13 protein-coding genes are annotated in these 18,315 nt (G+C 58.4%); 8 read left to right on the top strand and 5 right to left on the bottom strand.

Annotated elements, in window-relative coordinates; translation table 11 throughout:
• Positions 1-23: 23 nt before the first annotated feature.
• From serS to AC27HQ_RS05465, 5 genes are read left to right on the top strand one after another with little or no spacing between them, the layout of a single operon-like run.
• Positions 24-1,307, top strand: coding sequence for a serine--tRNA ligase (gene serS / locus AC27HQ_RS05485; RefSeq protein WP_487155075.1), 1,284 nt, complete (start codon positions 24-26; stop codon positions 1,305-1,307).
• Complete coding sequence (cysG, locus tag AC27HQ_RS05480) at positions 1,307-2,734, top strand: siroheme synthase CysG (RefSeq protein WP_487155073.1); 1,428 nt, start codon at positions 1,307-1,309, stop codon at positions 2,732-2,734. Before serS ends, cysG begins: the two co-directional genes overlap by 1 nt.
• A 50-nt stretch (positions 2,735-2,784) precedes the next feature.
• A complete protein-coding gene (locus AC27HQ_RS05475; RefSeq protein ID WP_487155072.1) occupies positions 2,785-3,006 on the top strand; it encodes a penicillin-binding protein in 222 nt (73 codons plus the stop codon).
• A gap of 19 nt (positions 3,007-3,025) precedes the next feature.
• The gene (locus tag AC27HQ_RS05470; protein ID WP_487155071.1) at positions 3,026-3,730 is read left to right on the top strand and encodes a type 1 glutamine amidotransferase; all 705 of its coding nucleotides are present in this window, start codon (positions 3,026-3,028) and stop codon (positions 3,728-3,730) included.
• Entirely contained in the window at positions 3,727-4,251 is a 525-nt protein-coding gene (locus AC27HQ_RS05465; protein WP_487155069.1) for a lipocalin family protein, read from the top strand. The genes AC27HQ_RS05470 and AC27HQ_RS05465 overlap by 4 nt, the downstream gene beginning before the upstream one ends.
• A gap of 9 nt (positions 4,252-4,260) precedes the next feature.
• Here AC27HQ_RS05465 and AC27HQ_RS05460 read toward each other — a convergent pair whose 3' ends face one another.
• The 4 genes from AC27HQ_RS05460 to AC27HQ_RS05445 all read right to left on the bottom strand — a co-directional run bounded on the left by AC27HQ_RS05460 (position 4,261) and on the right by AC27HQ_RS05445 (position 9,211).
• Positions 4,261-5,478: a serine hydrolase domain-containing protein gene (locus tag AC27HQ_RS05460; RefSeq protein ID WP_487155067.1), complete on the bottom strand. Its 1,218-nt coding sequence runs from the start codon at positions 5,476-5,478 to the stop codon at positions 4,261-4,263.
• Positions 5,479-5,594: 116 nt separating this feature from the next.
• On the bottom strand, positions 5,595-6,749 hold the full coding sequence (locus AC27HQ_RS05455; protein ID WP_487155066.1) for a zinc-binding metallopeptidase family protein: 1,155 nt from the start codon (positions 6,747-6,749) through the stop codon (positions 5,595-5,597).
• 42 nt (positions 6,750-6,791) lie between these two features.
• Positions 6,792-7,754, bottom strand: a complete 963-nt coding sequence (locus tag AC27HQ_RS05450; protein WP_487155064.1) for an alpha-E domain-containing protein — start codon at positions 7,752-7,754, stop codon at positions 6,792-6,794.
• A gap of 2 nt (positions 7,755-7,756) precedes the next feature.
• Entirely contained in the window at positions 7,757-9,211 is a 1,455-nt protein-coding gene (locus AC27HQ_RS05445; RefSeq protein WP_487155063.1) for a circularly permuted type 2 ATP-grasp protein, read from the bottom strand.
• A 268-nt stretch (positions 9,212-9,479) separates the two neighbouring features.
• On the opposite strand from AC27HQ_RS05445, the gene AC27HQ_RS05440 reads away from it, so the two are divergent.
• The 3 genes from AC27HQ_RS05440 to AC27HQ_RS05430 all read left to right on the top strand — a co-directional run bounded on the left by AC27HQ_RS05440 (position 9,480) and on the right by AC27HQ_RS05430 (position 16,390).
• On the top strand, positions 9,480-12,809 hold the full coding sequence (locus AC27HQ_RS05440; RefSeq protein WP_487155061.1) for a transglutaminase family protein: 3,330 nt from the start codon (positions 9,480-9,482) through the stop codon (positions 12,807-12,809).
• Between the two features lie 69 nt (positions 12,810-12,878).
• Complete coding sequence (locus tag AC27HQ_RS05435) at positions 12,879-15,470, top strand: circularly permuted type 2 ATP-grasp protein (protein WP_487155060.1); 2,592 nt, start codon at positions 12,879-12,881, stop codon at positions 15,468-15,470.
• A 17-nt stretch (positions 15,471-15,487) separates the two neighbouring features.
• Positions 15,488-16,390, top strand: a complete 903-nt coding sequence (locus tag AC27HQ_RS05430) for a transglutaminase family protein (protein ID WP_487155059.1) — start codon at positions 15,488-15,490, stop codon at positions 16,388-16,390.
• A gap of 190 nt (positions 16,391-16,580) precedes the next feature.
• On the opposite strand, the gene AC27HQ_RS05425 is transcribed toward AC27HQ_RS05430, so the two are convergent.
• Complete coding sequence (locus AC27HQ_RS05425; protein ID WP_487155058.1) at positions 16,581-18,245, bottom strand: electron transfer flavoprotein-ubiquinone oxidoreductase; 1,665 nt, start codon at positions 18,243-18,245, stop codon at positions 16,581-16,583.
• Between the last annotated feature and the right edge of the window lie 70 nt (positions 18,246-18,315).

Below are 18,315 nucleotides of genomic sequence, written 5' to 3'. Positions count from 1 at the left end.
CCGTAACCAAAAGATGATGACCCATGCTTGATCCGAAACTGGTCCGCAGCCAGCCGCAACTGGTTGCCGAACGCCTCGCCACACGGGGTTTTACACTGGATGTTGAACTGCTTGAGAGCCTGGAAGCCCGTCGCAAGAGCGCCCAGACCCTGACTGAAACCCTGCAGGCCGAGCGTAACAGCCGTTCCAAGTCGATAGGTCAGGCCAAAGCCCGTGGTGAGGACATTCAGCCGCTGTTGGCGGATGTGGACCGCATGGGCAATGAACTCGATGCCGCCAAGAAAGAACTGGATGTGATTCAGGCAGAGCTTGATGCCCTGTTGCTGACCCTGCCGAACCTGCCGGACGCCTCGGTCCCTGTCGGTACCAGCGAGGATGAGAATGTCGAGATTCGCCGCTGGGGTGAGCCGTGCCAGTTTGATTTTACTCCCCGCGACCATGTTGAGCTGGGAGAGCAGCACGGTTACCTCGATTTTGAAACCGCGGCCAAACTGTCCGGCGCGCGTTTTGCCTTGATGCGTGGCCCGATTGCCCGGCTGCATCGGGCGCTGGCGCAGTTCATGCTTGACCTGCACGTCAACGAGCACGGATACGAAGAGGTCTATACCCCTTATCTGGTGCAGGCCGAGGCGCTGCAGGGGACCGGTCAGTTACCCAAGTTCGAGGCGGATCTGTTCAAGGTGCCGCGCGGTGAAGACCAGAGCGATCTGTACCTGATCCCGACCGCTGAAGTCACGCTGACCAATATGGTCAGCCAGAGCATCTTGAGCGCCGACCAGCTGCCCCTGAAGCTCACTGCCCACACCGCCTGTTTCCGTAGCGAAGCCGGCTCTGCCGGGCGTGACACCCGTGGCATGATCCGCCAACACCAGTTCGACAAGGTTGAAATGGTCCAGATCGTCCGTCCCGAGGACTCTGATCAGGCGCTTCAGCAGTTAACCGGACATGCCGAGAACATTCTCAAGCTACTGGATCTGCCATACCGGGTGTTGGCGCTCTGCACTGGCGACATGGGTTTTGGCGCGGTGAAAACCTATGACCTTGAGGTGTGGATTCCGACCCAGGGCAAGTACCGCGAAATTTCCTCCTGTTCCAGCTGCGGCGATTTCCAGGCGCGGCGCATGCAGGCGCGCTGGCGCAACCCGGAAACAGGCAAGCCAGAGCTGGTTCATACCCTTAACGGTTCCGGCCTGGCGGTGGGCCGCACCCTGGTAGCGATTCTGGAAAATTACCAGCAGGCTGACGGCAGTGTCCGCGTACCGGATGTGCTGCTGCCCTACATGGGCGGTATCGAGATTATCGACTGATGGAATACCTGCCGCTGTTTCACAACCTTCAGGGCCGTCCGGTTTTGGTCGTCGGTGGCGGCGAGATTGCCCTGCGCAAATCACGCCTGTTGCATGAGGCCGGTGCCTGCCTGCAGGTGGTGGCTCCGGAGATCGAGGCTGATTTGCGCGCGCTGGTATCAGCCAGTGGCGGGACCTGCACTGAGCGTGGCTATCTGGCTGATGATCTGAATGGTGTGCAGCTGGTTATCGCGGCAACCGATGATGAAACCTTGAATGCCCGGGTATCGGCTGACGCCCAGGCGCGTCACTTGCCGGTCAATGCGGTGGATGCGCCGGATCTGTGTACGGTGATCTTTCCCGCCATTGTCGATCGTTCACCGCTGATCATTGCCGTGTCCAGTGGCAGCCATGCCCCGGTATTGGCGCGTTTGACCCGGGCGCGGATTGAAACCCTGTTTCCGCACACCTACGGCAAGTTGGCGCAACTGGCCAAGCGTTTTCGCAGTCAGGTCAAAGCGGCTTTTCCACAGATCAACCAGCGTCGGGTGTTCTGGGAAAATGTCTTTCAGGGTGATGTAGCTGAGCGGGTATTTGCCGGGCAAGATCAGGACGCCGAAGACCTGCTGGCCAGTCGGTTGTCGCAGCAGGCCGGTCAGAGCTATGTTGGTGAGGTCTATCTGGTCGGTGCCGGCCCCGGTGACCCGGATCTGCTGACCTTTCGCGCCCTGCGTTTGATGCAGCAGGCCGATGTGGTGCTCTATGATCGCCTGGTTCCCACCGCCATTATCGATTTGTGCCGCCGCGATGCCGAGCGCATTTATGTCGGCAAGCGCCGCGCTGATCATGCTGTACCCCAGGACCAGATCAATCAGCTTTTGGTCAAACTGGCGAAAGAGGGCAAGCGCGTACTGCGGCTGAAGGGCGGTGACCCGTTCATCTTTGGGCGTGGTGGTGAAGAGATTGAAGAGCTGTCTGCCCATGGTGTGCCCTTTCAGGTTGTGCCTGGCGTCACTGCGGCCAATGGCTGCTCGGCCTATGCCGGTATTCCGCTGACCCATCGCGACCATGCCCAGTCCGTGCGTTTTGTTACTGGGCACCTGAAGGATGGCAGCACCAATTTGCCCTGGCGCGATCTGGTCGCTCCCGGCCAGACCCTGGTGTTTTATATGGGACTGGTCGGCCTGCCGGAGATATGCACACAATTGATTGCCCATGGCCGCAGCGCCGATACGCCCATGGCGCTGGTGCAGCAGGGCACTACCGCCAACCAGAAGGTATTGATTGGCACGCTGGCGAGCATGCCGGCGCTGGTTGAACGTACCGAGGTGACGCCGCCCACCCTGTTGATTGTCGGCGAGGTGGTCAAGCTGCACGACAAGCTTAAATGGTTCAAACCCGACCAGGTTGCAGCTGATACATCCGAGGGTGTGATCAGCAAGCGCTAACCATTGTATTGCAATGCTCTTTAAGCATTATCCACCCGGAGGTAGCAGGCATGAGTGATCGCATGAGTGAGGACGCGCTGCACGCATTGAAAGTAGCCTTTGTCTATATGCCCAAGCCCATGGACGTTAACCGTTTTGATCACGGTGAGCAGTTCCAGCAGGTTCTTGACGAGATTGAGTTGGTACGGGAAATGCTTCGTTTGAACGATGTCGATCCGGATGAAGTAGAAGGTGAACTGCGCCCGGACAGCACGCCCAACTCCTGTTATTGACCCCCGGAGACGCCTATCCATGCATGCGCATTATCTGCAACACGCCGACTTTGAACGCCTCGGCAGTATTCGGCCGTGGCTGGAGCAACTCGGTTACCACATCACCGCGACACGTCTTTACAAGGGCGAAAGTCTGCCCGCCGTGGGCGATATCGACCTGCTGGTGATCATGGGCGGGGTAATGAGTGTCAATGATGAGCAGGAGCATCCCTGGCTGGTCGAGGAAAAGGCCTTCATCAAGGCGGCCATGGATCAGGGCGTGGTCATTCTCGGTGTCTGTCTGGGCGCGCAGTTGATCGCCAATGTGCTGGGTTCGCGGGTCTATCCCAATCGGCAGCGCGAAATCGGCTGGTTCCCGGTGCAGGCGGTTAGTCATGGGCGTCAGGATGTATTCTGCTTTCCCGAGCAGATCAATGTGCTGCACTGGCATGGTGAAACCTTCGATATGCCGACCGGTGCCGTGCATCTGGCCAGCAGTGCAGCCTGTGCGCACCAGGCTTTTCAGTACGGCGACCGGGTAATTGGATTACAGTGTCACCTCGAGTCAACGGCCACGCAGTTACGTGCCTTTGTCGAGGCCTCAAGCGAGGCCGAATTGCAGCCCACCGAATGGGTCCAGAGTGCCGAACAGTTATTGGCTGTGCCTGAGCCTGAACTGGACGAAGCCTCCGACTTGATGGGGCAAATTCTGCGGTACCTGCACCAACAGAGAGCAAAACCATGATCAGAATCGGGTGTTTGAGTGTTGTACTGCTGGCACTGGCGGGCTGTGTGAAGCTGCCAACGAACGTCGAGCCGGTCAAGGACTTTGAGGCCAGCCGTTATCTTGGCACCTGGTACGAGATTGCGCGGCTGGACCACAGCTTCGAGCAGGGTCTGAGTCAGGTGACGGCAGACTACAGCCAGCGCGAGGATGGCGGCATTGCTGTGTTGAACCGTGGTTATGACAGTGCCAAAGACGAATGGAAGGAAGCGCAAGGCAAGGCTTACTTTGTCGAAGATGAGGCCACCGGCTACCTCAAGGTCTCCTTCTTTGGCCCGTTCTACGGCGCCTATGGTATTTTCGGCCTTGGCGAGAGCTATGACTACTCCATGGTCTCAGGTCCGAACACGGGCTATCTGTGGCTGCTGGCACGCAGTCCTGAGGTCAGCGATGAACTCAAGGCCGACTTTGTCAGCCGGGCAACGGCGTTGGGATTTGATACCGACGCGCTGATCTGGGTATCCCACGCCGAGCCGGAATGAGGCGAGGCCTCAGTCGACCAGCGCGCCGTTGACGATAGCACGCAGCTCCTGCCGCACCTGATAGGTAGAGGAGGGGATCAGCTGGGTCATGAAGATCATCAGCAGGTCCTCGACCGGATCAATAAAGAAATTGGTGCTGGCCATGCCGCCCCAACCATACTCGCCTACCGATCCATTGGTCTGTGACTTGGCCACGTCCAGCTTGACGGAAAATCCCAGGCCGAATCCCGAGCCCTCATAGGGCGTTTCGCTGAAGGCGCCGGTGGACACACCGGGCAGATCCTGATTGCCCGGCAGGTGGTTCATACGCATGAACGCCAGGGTCTTGCGCCCGATAATCCGTGCGCCGTCCAAGGCTCCGCCGTTGGCCAGCGCTTGGGCAAAGCGGTAGTAATCATCAATGCTGGATACCAGGCCGCCACCGCCGGACAGGTAGCCGTGGGCGCGGGTAAAGCTGGATTTGTGCGGATCATCCTGCAGGCTGAACTTGTCGCCGGGCTGGTACTGGTAGCAGGCCGCCAGCCGTTCGATCTTGTCTGCTGGCACGGTGAAGAAGGTGTCGGTCATGCCCAGCGGTTGAAAGATATGCTCGGCAAAATACTGATCCAGCGGCTTGCCGGACAGCAGCTGAACCAGGTAACCGCAGACATCGGTAGCAACCGAGTAATTCCAGGCGCTGCCCGGTGAAAACTCCAGTGGCAGGCGCGACAGGTCATGGATCAGCCGTTCCAGGGTCAAGCCGCTGCCGCCATCAAGCTTCAGCTCACGGTAGGCGGCGTCCACATTACTCCGGTTCATAAAACCATAGGTCAGGCCCGACTGGTGGGTGAGCAGATCGCGAATACTCATCGGCCGTATGGCGTTGCTAGTCAGAAACTGCGGGTGAATGCCGGCCTTGTAGACCTTGAGGTTGTGCCAGGCCGGAATGTATTTGTGTACCGGATCGTCGAGCAGAAAGCGCCCTTGTTCATAGAGCTGCATCAGCGCAATCGAGGTAATGGGTTTGGTCATCGAATAAATGCGAAACAGCGTGTCGCGCTGTACCGGTTTGTTGCGCTCCACGTCCATCAGGCCCTGGGCATGCAGGTAGGCAATCTCGCCGCGCCGGGCTACAAGCGTAAGAGCGCCGGGTAGTTTGCCGGGTTCAATGTAGGCGCGATCAAGATGTGCGCCAATGCGTTGCAGGCGCGTCTGGCACAGGCCTGCGATGATAGGGGATGAGGACATGCGTTAACCCTTGCAGATTGAAATCAGCCTTGGATCTTACCCTTATTGGCATCGAAATGCTGTTCCAACAGCGGCTGGTTAAGATTCACCCCAGCCAGGGAATCCCTGTCAGCCGATCATGGGCTGCCGGTGTTCTCGGCAACAACTCGATGCACCAGATAGAGCTTTTTCAGACTTGGCAGGGTCAGCACAAAGGGATAGATATCCGCCTGCCCCATGCTCCTGGCCAGCACGTTGAGTACGCTGCTCAACTCGACCCAGCGATTGATAAAGGCGATAAAAGCCTGCTGATCGCCCGGGCCAGGTACGCAATTGTCCAGTTGCTCAGGCTTGAAGTGATCGATTTGCAAGCGCAGGGTGTCCAGGTGAATGCCGAAGTCCAGCGCCACATTCAGTGTATCGGTCATGTGCAGGTAATGCGCCCAGCTTTCGGCCCAATCTTCCCAGGGGTGCGAGGCGGCATAATTGCTGATGTAGCTGTCGCGCCAATCGGCCGGTGGGCCGTTGCTGTAGTGCTGGTCCAGAGCCTGCTGATAGTCCTGACGTTCATCACCAAACAGGGCGCGATAGGGCTCCAGCCAGGGGCTGTTGCGTACCAGTCTATCCCAGTAGTAGTGCCCAGATTCATGGCGAAAATGCCCGAGCAGGGTGCGATAGGGCTCACGCATGTTCTGGCGAACCTGTTCACGATGGGCCGGGTCGGCTTCGCTGATATCCAGGGTAATGACCCCGTCCATATGGCCAGTCAGCACCGGGGGTTTTCCGGGCTGGGGACGCAGTAGTTTGAAGCCCAGACCCTGTTGCGGATCCTGCTGACGGGATATGACCGGCAGCCCAAGCATTACCAGTTGGGCAATCAGTCGGCGCTTGGCTTCTTCGATAAGAAACCAGTACAGCCCATTGTCAGGATAGCTCAGGTCGGGAATGGTCAGGTTCAGGGCGCAGGCCTGGCAGAACGGCGCAGTAGCCGGATCATGTACCAGCCAGTTGCATTGGGCTGGCTGCTGCAGGTTAGCGCAACGCTGAAACTGCTTACCTTGCAAGGGTCCTGGCGAAATGACGGTCCAGCGCTCGGCGTTGACACCGGGCTGCAGACTACAGAGCTTGCCCTGCTGAGGATGATAGCCCAGCTCCGCACCGCAGCGCAGGCAGCGAGTATTGCTGAAGAACACGGCTTGGCCACACTGGCAACGCTGTACATGACCGTTGGGGTGATAATCGAACAGCTGGCTTCCTTCGCTGCGTTTGACCAACTGGTCGAAATAACTCATGTTCTGCTACCCATGTGTTCGCCCCCCGGCGGGGGGCGGTTTCTACTGCTGTTGTGCCTGTGCGGCCTCTTCCGGATCGGCGAAGTAAGTCTTGCGAATGGCCTCATGCAGTTCGGTGAAGTCCAGTTGGATCTCATCGACAAAGGCATGCAGAAGGTCCGGTTCAGCGGCCATGCGCATGATTTCTGCCTCGCTGAGATGCTTGCGGCAGGTTTCCACTTCATCCAATGCCAATTCATGCATCGGCAGGCTATGCAATGCCGTGGCCAGACGTTCCAGGCTACAGGCTACGGCACGCGGGAAACGCCGGTCCTGCAACAGGTATTGCAGTACATCCGGTCCACGTATGCGCAGACGTACATGCTGGCGGTACATCTGAAAGCCGCTCAAGGACTTCAACACGCTCATCCATTGCAGGCTCTCAAAGGGCATCATGTCTTCCGGGCTGCGGGGCAACAGATTGGCCGAGCGCACATCGATGATGCGCGTGGTCATGTCTGCGCGCTCGAGCTGGCGCCCGAGGATCAGAAAGGTGCGTGCCGTACCATAGCTGAGCATGCCCTCAACCAGGCCGTTGACCGTCTGGCAGCTGCGGATAACCCGATTGAGAAAGGCATCGCGGCGGCGCGGGGTGATGCCGGCTTCGACCTGCTCCTTGACGCTCAGATACAACTGGTTGATTTCTTCCCAGATTTCCCGCGGGATGATTTCCCGGGTGGTACGCAGGTTCTCGCGGGCGGCGGCCAAGGAGCTGATGATCGAGCCGGAGTAACGCCGGTCTCCGCACATGAAGGACAGCACGCTGGCCTCATCGCGACTTTCATAATGCTCGTCAAAGAGCTCATCATTGCCGGTAATGGCGATGATTTCCGACCAGCCAAGCTTGGTCGAGCGCGGCAGGTCGAGCAACAGGTGACTGTTGACGCTGAGCAGGCGCGCGGTATCTTCGGCACGCTCGATATAGCGTGCCAGCCAGTAAATGTTTTCAGCTACACGTGAGAGCATGATCAGTTCCCCGCCAGATCGACAATCCAGGTGTCTTTGCTACCGCCGCCCTGGGATGAATTGACCACCAATGAGCCTTTGGTCAAGGCTACCCGGGTCAGTCCGCCGGTGGTCACCCAGGGTGTTTCGCCGGACAGAATAAAGGGTCGCAGATCGACATGTCTTGGTTCCATGACATTGCCGCACAGGGTAGGTGAGGTGGACAGGCTCAGGGTCGGTTGCGCCATGTAATTGCGTGGGTCTGCCTTGATCAGCGCGGCAAAGGTGTCACGTTCCTTCTTGGTTGAATGTGGACCGATCAGCATGCCGTAGCCGCCGGACTCGTTGGCCGGTTTGACCACCAGTTTGTCGAGGTTGTCGAGTACGTACTTGCGATCATCATCAAACATGCACAGGTAACTGGGCACGTTTGGCAGCAAGGGCTCTTCACCCAGGTAGTACTTGATGATCTGCGGGACAAAGGCATACACCACCTTGTCATCCGCCACACCCGCGCCTGGCGCGTTGGCCAGTGCCACATTGCCCTTACGCCAGGCGCGCATCAAACCACGTACGCCGAGCATTGAATCGGGGTGAAAGACCTCGGGGTCGAGGAACATGTCATCGACCCGGCGATAGATCACATCGACTCGACTCAGGCCATCGATGCGGCGCATGTAGACACAGTCATCATCACCGACCACCAGGTCGGAGCCTTCAACCACCTCTACACCCATCTGTTGCGCCAGATAGGCGTGTTCGTAATAGGCTGAGTTGTATATGCCGGGGGTCAGAATGACGATGCAGGGATCATCGCCCGGGCGGGGCGACATGGACGCCAGCATGTCATATAGCTGAGAGGTGTAATCATCCACCGGCTGAATCAGGCCAGTGGCAAACAGCTCAGGCAGGACCCGCTTGGTGACGTTGCGGTTTTCCAGCATGTAGGACACGCCGGAGGGGACTCGCAGGTTGTCTTCCAGCACATAGAGTGTGCCGTCCTTGTCGCGCACCAGATCCGAGCCGCAAATGTGCGCCCAAATATTGTGCGGCGTTTTCACGCCAACGCACTGGGGGCGGAAGTTGACCGACTTGGCCAGAATCTCAGCCGGAAAGATCTTGTCTTTAATGATCTTCTGCCCGTGGTAGAGATCATCAATAAACATGTTCAGCGCCTGCACGCGCTGCTTGAGCCCGGCTTCAGTCTTCTGCCATTCGGCCAGAGGAATGATGCGCGGGACGATATCGAAGGGCCAGGCACGGTCAATCATGCTGCCTTCGGTATACACAGTAAAAGTGATGCCCATCAGTTGAATTGCCACCTCGGCTGCGGTCTTGTGCTCAGCCAGCTCACGGGAATCCAGGTCAGCCAGATACTGACAGAGCATCGCTGCCTCAGGCCTGGGTTGGCCTGGCGCGGCGATCAGCTCGTCATAAAAACCCTTGGAGGCGTAGTCGTCCCAATTAACTTTGCTCATTAAGCCACTCTTATGTGCGGTTGGGTGATGGGCAGAAACGCTGCAATTGCTATACCAGCCTAATACCCTTGAGCGAGATTATCCATGCGACCTAGCGTTAAACCTTGTAATGGCCCTCATGCTTGTCATACTCGCTTGCTATCACACTGAGAAAAGCGCGCCGTCTGGAGTATCGGTTTTTGCCATGACCGCTCTATGACTTGGCTGATTGGCACAGGCATTGCTTTGCCACAGGGATGATTTTCGTACGCCTTCCGGGGAACCATAGATGACTATTCGCGTTGCACTCAGGCATTCCACCCACTACGACTTCGATAAGCCGGTCGCGGTGGCACCACACCAGATTCGCCTCAAGCCTGCACCGCATTGCCGGACGCCGATCGAGGCCTACAGCCTGACGATCACGGGCGGCGAATACTTTATCAACTGGCAGCAGGACCCCTTTGGCAATCATGTTGCACGGGTGGTTTTTCCTGAGAAAATCAGCAAGTTGCACGTGGATGTTGAACTTATTGTGCCAATGACGGTGGTCAACCCCTTCGATTTCTTTGTCGAGGAGTACGCCGAGCAGATTCCCTTCGACTACCCGGTGGCGTTGCGCAAGGAGTTGGGGCCCTACCTGGAAGCCACGCCAGCCGGCCCGCTGCTGAAGAAGTGGCTGGCCAGCGTCAGCCGCGAAAAGAAGCCGGTAACCGACTTTCTGGTGGCGATCAATCAGCGTCTATCCAACGATATCGAGTACTTGATTCGTATGGAGCCCGGCGTTCAGAGTGCGGAAGAAACCCTTAAATTGAAGCGGGGCTCTTGCCGTGACTCAGCCTGGTTGCTGGTGGAAATCTTCCGTCATCTGGGGCTGGCAGCGCGATTTGTCTCAGGCTACCTCATTCAGTTGACCGCCGACGTCAAGGCGCTGGACGGCCCATCCGGTACCGAGGTCGACTTTACCGACCTGCATGCCTGGACCGAGGTTTTTATCCCCGGGGCCGGTTGGATCGGGCTTGATCCTACCTCCGGACTGTTTGCTGGAGAGGGCCACATTCCGCTGGCAGCCACCCCGGAACCGAGCAGTGCTGCGGCCATTACCGGTGCTACCGATCCCTGTGAAGTGACCTTTGATTTTGCCATGACGGTAACCCGGGTGCATGAAGACCCCAGGGTCACCAAGCCTTACAGCGAGCAGCAATGGCAACAAATTGAGGCGCTGGGTGAGGCGGTTGATGCCCGATTGCAGGCACAGGACGTGCGCCTGACCATGGGTGGCGAGCCGACCTTTGTTTCCATTGATGATATGGATGCACCAGAATGGACCATTGCTGCGCAGGGGCCCACCAAAAGAGGGCTTTCCGAGAAACTGCTGCGTCGCCTGCGCCCGCATTTCGCTCCGCACTCGCTGATGCATTATCAGCAGGGCAAGTGGTATCCGGGTGAGCCGCTGCCACGCTGGGCCCTGGCCTGCTATTGGCGGCGTGACGGTCAGCCGTTGTGGAAGGACGACAGCTGGCTGGCCGATGTTGAAGCCAATTACAAGGTCGGTGAGGCCGAAACCCGCCGCTTTGCCGAGGAACTGGTCAAGCGCCTGGAGCTGGACAAACGCTATCTGGTTCCCTGTTTTGAAGACACCTATTACTACCTTTGGCTTGAACAGCAGCAGCCCAGCGATGTTGACCTAGGTTCAAAGGACCTGGCCGATGACGAAAGCCGTGCGCGGCTGGTGCGCTTGCTGGAACGGGGGCTGGACAAACCGACCGGTCTGGCGCTGCCGCTGGCCCGTTCTGACAAGGGCGACGCCTGGATCAGCAGTCCCTGGCCAATGCGCCGCGAATCGCTGTTCCTGATTCCCGGTGACTCACCCATGGGGCTGCGGTTGCCATTGTCGTCGTTGCCCTTGCGCAAGCTGGATGAACCGCAGCCGCGGTCACTCTTTGAGGCCCCACCGGCGTTGGCCGATGTGCACGGTGAAGTAGCCAGTCGTTACAGCGAAGTGCAAAGTGCGCTGGCCAAGGGTGATGGCCTGCACCACGAGGCGGCAGGGCAGGACTGGCAGGAACAAATGGCCAGGGTCAGCGAGCAGGGAGTGGTTGGTACCGCACTGTGTCTGGAACCGCGCGACGGCAAGCTGTTTCTGTTCCTGCCGCCATTGCCGCAGCTGGAAGAGTATCTGGTGCTGCTGGCCAGCATCGAGCAGACCGCCGCGCATCTCAAGATGCCGGTGTGCATCGAGGGTTATCCGCCACCATCCGACCCGCGCATTGAAAAGTTCATGATTACCCCGGATCCGGGTGTGATAGAAGTTAACGTCATGCCGGCGGCCAATTGGCCCGATCTGGTCAGGAATACCCGCGTCCTCTATGAAGAGGCTCGCCTGACCCGACTCGGCACGGAAAAGTTCATGCTTGATGGCCGGCATACCGGCACCGGTGGTGGCAATCATGTCACTTTGGGTGGGCGTACGCCGACGGACTCACCTTTCCTGCGTCGTCCGGATCTGCTGGCCAGTATGCTGACGTTCTGGCAACACCATCCAAGTCTTTCCTATCTGTTCTCAGGCATGTTTATCGGCCCGACCAGTCAGGCGCCGCGGGTTGATGAGGCGCGCCATGAGGCACTGTATGAGCTGGAAATTGCTCTGTCGCAGATGCCTGTGGGCGAGGTGCCGCAAGCCTGGCTGGTAGACCGCTTGCTGCGTCACCTGCTAACCGATATCACCGGCAATACCCACAGAGCCGAGTTCTGTATCGACAAACTCTACTCGCCTGATTCTTCCACCGGACGCCTGGGGCTGCTGGAGTTACGTGGCTTTGAGATGCCGCCGCACTGGCAGATGAGTCTGATCCAGCAGTTGCTGATTCGCTCGCTGGTCACACGCTTCTGGGATAAACCCTATCGCAAGCCGCTGGTACGCTGGGGCACCGCCCTGCATGACCGTTGGATGATGCCGCACTTTATCTGGGCTGACCTTTGTGATGTGCTGGCGGACTTGCGCGAGCATGGGCTGGATATGGACCCCGAGTGGTTTGCACCCTTTCTCGAGTTCCGCTTCCCGCATTGCGGTGAGGTGCGCTATGCCGGCGTTGGGCTGGAACTGCGACAGGCCATTGAGCCCTGGCACGTTCTGGGCGAGGAGGTCAGTGGTGGCGGTACCGCACGTTACGTTGATTCCTCGGTCGAACGCATGCAGGTCAAGGTCAGCGACTTCAACCCGGCCCGCCATGTGCTGACCTGCAATGGTTACCGCGTACCTTTGCAGAATACCGGTATACCCGGCGAGGCGGTGGCGGCGGTGCGATACCGCGCCTGGCAGCCACCGTCGGCCATGCACCCGATGATCGAGGTGCATGCGCCACTGGTATTCGATCTGGTGGATAGCTGGAACGGTCGGTCGCTGGGTGGTTGCACCTACCACGTAGTGCATCCCGCTGGTCGCAATTATGAGACTTTTCCGGTTAACGCCAACGAGGCAGAGGCCCGGCGCATGGCGCGGTTCTGGTCGCATGGCCATACTCAGGGCAAGATGGCCCGCATCGAGCAGGCGCCTGGTCAGGAATACCCGCATACGCTCGACCTGCGTCGTGCTAGCGCAGCAGGCACTGGTGTATAGTGGCCTTCCGATCAAACTCATACGGTAGCCTTCAAGTGGACTTGAGGGCTTCGCATCAGGAACCTTTATATGCAGCAACCGGGTGGTACGGACCCAGCTCTGACAGCGTTGCTTGGCGACTACCCCGGCCACGCTGATCACGATGAACTGTTGAGTCAGGGGCTGCCCAAGGCCCACTGGTTGAGCCTGCTGGAAGAATTTGCTGCGCTGGGATCAGATATGCTGGTCAGTCGCAGCGAAGAGGCCCAGAACCTGCTGCATGAAAATGGTGTGACCTTCAATCCCTACGAGGATGATCCGGGTCAGCTACGTTCCTGGCAACTCGACTGCCTGCCCTGGGTTATCAGTACCGAGGAGTGGGAAGGGTTGGAAGCCGGCTTGCAGCAACGCAGCCGACTGCTTGAGCACCTGCTTGACGATCTCTATGGCGAGCGCAGCGTGATCAACGAAGGCCTGTTACCGCCAGAACTGGTGTTTACCCATCCCGGCTATCTTTTTTCAGCTGCGGATAGCCCCTCGCAGCTGGAGCGCCCGCTGTTGATCTTTCACGGCACTGACCTGATCCGTGATGCACACGGGCAATGGCAGGTGTTGGGTGACTGGACGCAATCGCCCTCCGGTGCAGGTTATGCATTGGAAAATCGTATTACCCTGGCGCGTGCACTGCCCAGTATTTACCGCGAAGCGCCCATCAAGCGCCTGGCCGGTTTTCTTCAAGCGCAACACCGTTGCCTGGCCAGTCTTGCCAGCAGTCACCGCGAGCAACCGAATATCGTCCTGCTGTCACCTGGCCCCGGCAGTCCTGGCTACTTCGAGCACGCCTGGCTGGCCAACTACATGAACTTTGCCCTGGTTGAAGGGGATGACCTGGTGGTGCGTGACGGTCAGGTATCCGTTCGCACCCTGGGCGGTTTGACTCAGGTTGATGTCATCGTCCGGCAGATCAATGATCCCTGGTGTGATCCGCTGGAACTGCGTCCCGATTCCCTGCTGGGTGTGCCCGGTCTGCTGCAGGCTGCGCGCAACGGTGAAGTGCGCATTGCCAATGCCCTGGGTGCTGGTGTGCTGGAGCATCCGGCGTTAGCGGCGTTTCTGCCGGGTCTGTGTCAGCGTCTGCTAGGAGAAACCCTGCTGCTGCCATGCCGTGAAACCCTCTGGTGTGGCAACCCGCAGATGCTTGAACAGGTCAGCGCCTCGATGGATGAATGGGTGCTGCGCGATGTCAGTCAACCGAGCAAGAGTTACCGGGTGGAACAGCTTGGTCTTGAGGCCGTGCAGGTCCTGCGTCACAACCTGCAGAGCCGCCCCTATCTGTTTACTGCACAGCGTCCGCTGGTGTCATCGGTTACCCCTGGCTTCAATCCACAAACCAAAAAACTGGAACGCCAGCACACCACGTTACGTTTTTTCAGTCTGGTTGAGCCGGAAGATTTAGCTAAACCGGTCAGTCAGCGCGGCTACCGTGTTATGCCTGGCGGTCTTGCCTGGGTTGGTGAGCCCGGTGCTCCGTTGATGCAAAGTCGCACGGTCAAGGATGTCTGGGTGCTGGCGCCGGTACCGCAGCCACACATCAGTATGTTGCGGCAGGCCCAGGGCCCGATCGTGGTCACCCGTGATGGCAAGGACCTGCCTTGCCGCGTGGCGGAAAGTCTGTTCTGGATGGGCCGATACGGCGAGCGTCTGGACACCCGATCGCGTTTGCTGCGAGAGGCCCTGAGCAAACTGCTGCAGGACGATCGGCATGAGTCCGGACCCAGTGTGCTGCCTGATCTATTGCGCGCGCTGGATATGTCGCTGGACCCTGAAACCCTGGAAGCGGATCTTGAAGCCGCCAGTAATCCCGGGCGCTTTTCCCCCGAGTATGTGCTGACCCGCGACCGCCTGCTGGAGCTGTTCTCCGACGATCAGCCGGAAGGCTTGCCCATGCTGTTTGGTCATTTTGTGCGCAACAGCCGTGCGGTACGCGATCACCTGGGTGATGACAGCTGGCGCTCGATCAACAGCATGCGGCAGCGCTTTAATGCCCTGCCGCGTACCCGTGGTGTGGTCGTCGGGCAGCGCCATCTGGAAGCCATGGTGCTGGATCTGTCGGCCTTCTTTGGCCTGTGCAACGAGACTATGCCGCATCATTATGGCTGGCGCTTTCTGGATATCGGCCGTTTTATCGAACGTGCGCTGGGTACGCTGGAGCTGCTTAAACTGGCCCTGATCAGTGCCGACAAACCGGGGATTCCACTCTGGGAAGTGGTGTTGGCAACGACCGACAATTTTACCGTATATCGCCGTCGATACCGCTCGCAGCTGCACCCCTCGGCCATTCTCGATCTGCTGCTGTTTGATGAAACCAATCCGCGTTCGGTGGGCTATATGCTCAAACGGCTCGGACGGCAAATTACCCGGCTGCCAACGCTCGGCAGCTCGCCTTACCGCAACCTGGAAAAGCGTCTGATCATTCAGGCGACCAGCGCGCTGCATTTGGTGGATATCGACACCCTGGCCGATCTGGAAAGTTCAGAGACCGCCAAGCTGGCCTTGTCCGAGCTGCTCGATCAGCTAATCGTGCCCATGTCAGAGCTATCCAATGCCATTTCCCACAGTCATTTCAGTCATGTTGAGACGCCGCGTCAGTTGGTCACCATGCATCACAGCAATAATTCCTGAGTAGAGGCACGGCGACCATGAAATACCTGTTGCGGCATACCACGCACTATGAATACAGCGGCACCGCCAGCCTGAGCCACAACGAGGCTCGCATACTGCCACGTAATCTGCCCTGGCAGATCTGTGGTGAGACGCGGCTGGATATTGTCCCATCACCTTTGCGTATGCGGGAAAGGATCGACTTCTTTGGCAACCGCGTGGTGTATTTCTCCATCGAGTCCCTGCACGACGAACTGCAGGTCAGCGTCACCAGCGAGATCGAGACCCGGCCGCGCCCGGCCCAGGACTTTTTCTCTACCATTGCGTGGGAGCAGGCGGTTCGCGAAACCACTGCCGATATTCGCTACAGCAACCGTGATTGCCTGGAAGCCCGGCTCTTTGTGCTGGACTCTCCCTTCGTGCATCAGCATCCGTCACTGGCTGCTTATGCGCTGACCAGTTTCCTGCCCGGACGCAACCTGCTTGATGCGGTGCTGGAGCTGAATAGTCGGATCTTCAATGAGTTTGTCTACGACCCGGATTCGACAACCGTGGCCACGCCGCTGCGTGAAGTCTTAGCCAACAAACGCGGTGTCTGCCAGGACTTTGCCCATCTGGCCATCGGTTGTCTGCGTTCGCTGGGTCTGGCTGCGCGTTATGTCAGCGGTTATATGGAAACCCTGCCGCCACCGGGTCAGGAAAAGCTCCTCGGCGCCGATGCCACCCACGCCTGGCTGGCGGTCTTCATTCCCGGTTGGGGCTGGCTGGAAATCGATCCCACCAACGGTTGCGTACCGGATGAGCGCTATATCATCCTCGGCTGGGGCCGCGACTTCGCCGACGTTACCCCGCTCAAGGGCGTCATGACCGGCGGCGGCGAGCACGTCATGACCGTGGCCGTGGATGTGTTGCCGGTCAGGGAGGAGGGGGCATTGCTCTGACGGCTCAGCCGTCAGAGCAATGAGCTGCAAGCCGCAAGCCGCAAGCCGCAAGCTACAAGCTTTAAGCCGCAAGCTAAAAACAAAACAAAACAAAACAAAACAAAACAAAACAACACAGCAAGCAAAGAAAAACCCGGCGCTGAGGCCGGGTTTTTTCTTGTCGCTTGCCGCTTAAAGCTTGCGGCTGCTGTTACATATTCGGATAGTTCGGGCCGCCCGTACCTTCCGGCGCAATCCAGTTGATGTTCTGCGAAGGATCCTTGATATCACAGGTCTTGCAGTGCACACAGTTCTGCGCGTTGATCTGGAAACGCTTGTCACCGTCGTCCTGAGTCACGACCTCATAGACGCCAGCCGGGCAGTAGCGCTGGGCCGGTTCGTCATAGAGGGGCAGGTTGGTGCCAATCGGGATGCCAGCATCCTTCAGCGTCAGGTGGATCGGCTGATCTTCCTCATGGTTGGTGTTGGACAGAAACACCGAGGACAGCTTGTCGAAGCTGATCACGCCATCCGGCTTCGGATAGGCAATCTTGGGCGCTTCGGAAGCCTTTTTCATGCAGGCATAATCCGGCGTGGTGTCATGCAGGGTCATCGGGATCTTGCCGCCGAACAGGTTCTGATCCACAAAGTTGAAGGCGCCACCGAACAGCGGGCCGAACTTGTGAATGGCCGGGCCAAAGTTACGCGAGCTGAACAGCTCGTCATACAGCCAGCTGGACTTGAAGCCATCGACGTAACCGGTCAGCTCATCGCCTCCTTCACGGCCCGCCTTGATCGCTTCAACAACCGCATCAGCGGCCAGCATGCCGGACTTCATGGCCGTGTGGCTGCCCTTGATTTTGGCGAAGTTCAGGGTGCCCAGATCGCAACCAATCAGTGCGCCGCCGGGGAAGACCATCTTCGGCAGTGAATTCAAACCACCCTTGCAGATCGCCCGTGCGCCGTAGGCAACACGCTTGCCACCTTCCAGGTACTGCTTGATCACCGGGTGTTGCTTGTAGCGCTGGAACTCATCAAAGGGCGACAGGTGCGGGTTGCTGTAGGACAGGTCAACGATCAGCCCCACGACAACCTGATTGCCTTCAATGTGATACAGGAAGGAACCGCCAGTGTTCTCGGTGCCGACGATATCCAGCGGCCAGCCAGCGGTGTGAACGACCAGACCCGGCTTGTGCTTGGAGGGATCGATATCCCAGATTTCCTTGATACCGATACCGTAATGCTGGGCATCCGCATCGGAATCCAGGTTGTACTTCTTGATCAGTTGCTTGCCAATATGACCACGGCAGCCTTCAGCGAACAGGGTGTACTTGCCACGCAGTTCCATACCGGGGGTGAAGAAACCGTCCTTCGGGTTGCCTTCGCGGTCAACGCCCAGGTCGCCGGTGAGAATACCTTTTACAACGCCATTCTCATCGATCAGTGCTTCCTGTGCGGCAAAGCCCGGGTAGACTTCAACGCCCAGGTTTTCGGCCTGCTGAGCCAGCCAGCGGCACAGATTGCCCAGGGAGATGATGTAGTTGCCTTCGTTATGCATGGTCTTGGGGACCAGCATATGCGGGATCTTGGTCGCTTTGGCTTCGCTGGTCAGCATATAGATGTCATCGCCAGTCACAGGCGTGTTCAGCGGTGCTTCCAGCTCTTTCCAGTTCGGGAACAGCTCTTCCAGCGCACGGGGTTCAAACACCGCACCGGAGAGAATGTGGGCGCCGACTTCGGAGCCTTTTTCAACAACACAGACGCTGATCTCCTGGCCAGCTTCAGCAGCTTGCTGCTTGATACGGCAGGCGGCGGCTAGTCCGGAAGGACCGGCGCCGACGATGACAACGTCAAACTCCATGAATTCGCGTTCCACTATAATTCTCCTACTCTAGGCCAAGACAGAAATAGATTGTATGAGAGATCTTCCGTGATCAGTTAGCCGC

This window comes from Halopseudomonas sp. 4NH20-0008 (assembly GCF_057548395.1).
The sequence above is the reverse complement of the archived record's forward strand: the minus strand, read 5'-3'. Positions and strand labels throughout refer to the sequence as shown.

Excerpts from the sequence above, each read along its gene's own strand:
- AC27HQ_RS05470 (WP_487155071.1), top strand. The coding sequence starts at position 3,026 with ATGCATGCGCATTATCTGCAACACGCCGACTTTGAACGCCTCGGCAGT.
- AC27HQ_RS05435 (WP_487155060.1), top strand. The coding sequence starts at position 12,879 with ATGCAGCAACCGGGTGGTACGGACCCAGCTCTGACAGCGTTGCTTGGC.
- AC27HQ_RS05460 (WP_487155067.1), bottom strand. The coding sequence starts at position 5,478 with ATGTCCTCATCCCCTATCATCGCAGGCCTGTGCCAGACGCGCCTGCAA.
- cysG (WP_487155073.1), top strand. The coding sequence starts at position 1,307 with ATGGAATACCTGCCGCTGTTTCACAACCTTCAGGGCCGTCCGGTTTTG.
- AC27HQ_RS05450 (WP_487155064.1), bottom strand. The coding sequence starts at position 7,754 with ATGCTCTCACGTGTAGCTGAAAACATTTACTGGCTGGCACGCTATATC.
- serS (WP_487155075.1), top strand. The coding sequence starts at position 24 with ATGCTTGATCCGAAACTGGTCCGCAGCCAGCCGCAACTGGTTGCCGAA.
- AC27HQ_RS05440 (WP_487155061.1), top strand. The coding sequence starts at position 9,480 with ATGACTATTCGCGTTGCACTCAGGCATTCCACCCACTACGACTTCGAT.
- AC27HQ_RS05445 (WP_487155063.1), bottom strand. The coding sequence starts at position 9,211 with ATGAGCAAAGTTAATTGGGACGACTACGCCTCCAAGGGTTTTTATGAC.
- AC27HQ_RS05430 (WP_487155059.1), top strand. The coding sequence starts at position 15,488 with ATGAAATACCTGTTGCGGCATACCACGCACTATGAATACAGCGGCACC.
- AC27HQ_RS05465 (WP_487155069.1), top strand. The coding sequence starts at position 3,727 with ATGATCAGAATCGGGTGTTTGAGTGTTGTACTGCTGGCACTGGCGGGC.
- AC27HQ_RS05475 (WP_487155072.1), top strand. The coding sequence starts at position 2,785 with ATGAGTGATCGCATGAGTGAGGACGCGCTGCACGCATTGAAAGTAGCC.
- AC27HQ_RS05455 (WP_487155066.1), bottom strand. The coding sequence starts at position 6,749 with ATGAGTTATTTCGACCAGTTGGTCAAACGCAGCGAAGGAAGCCAGCTG.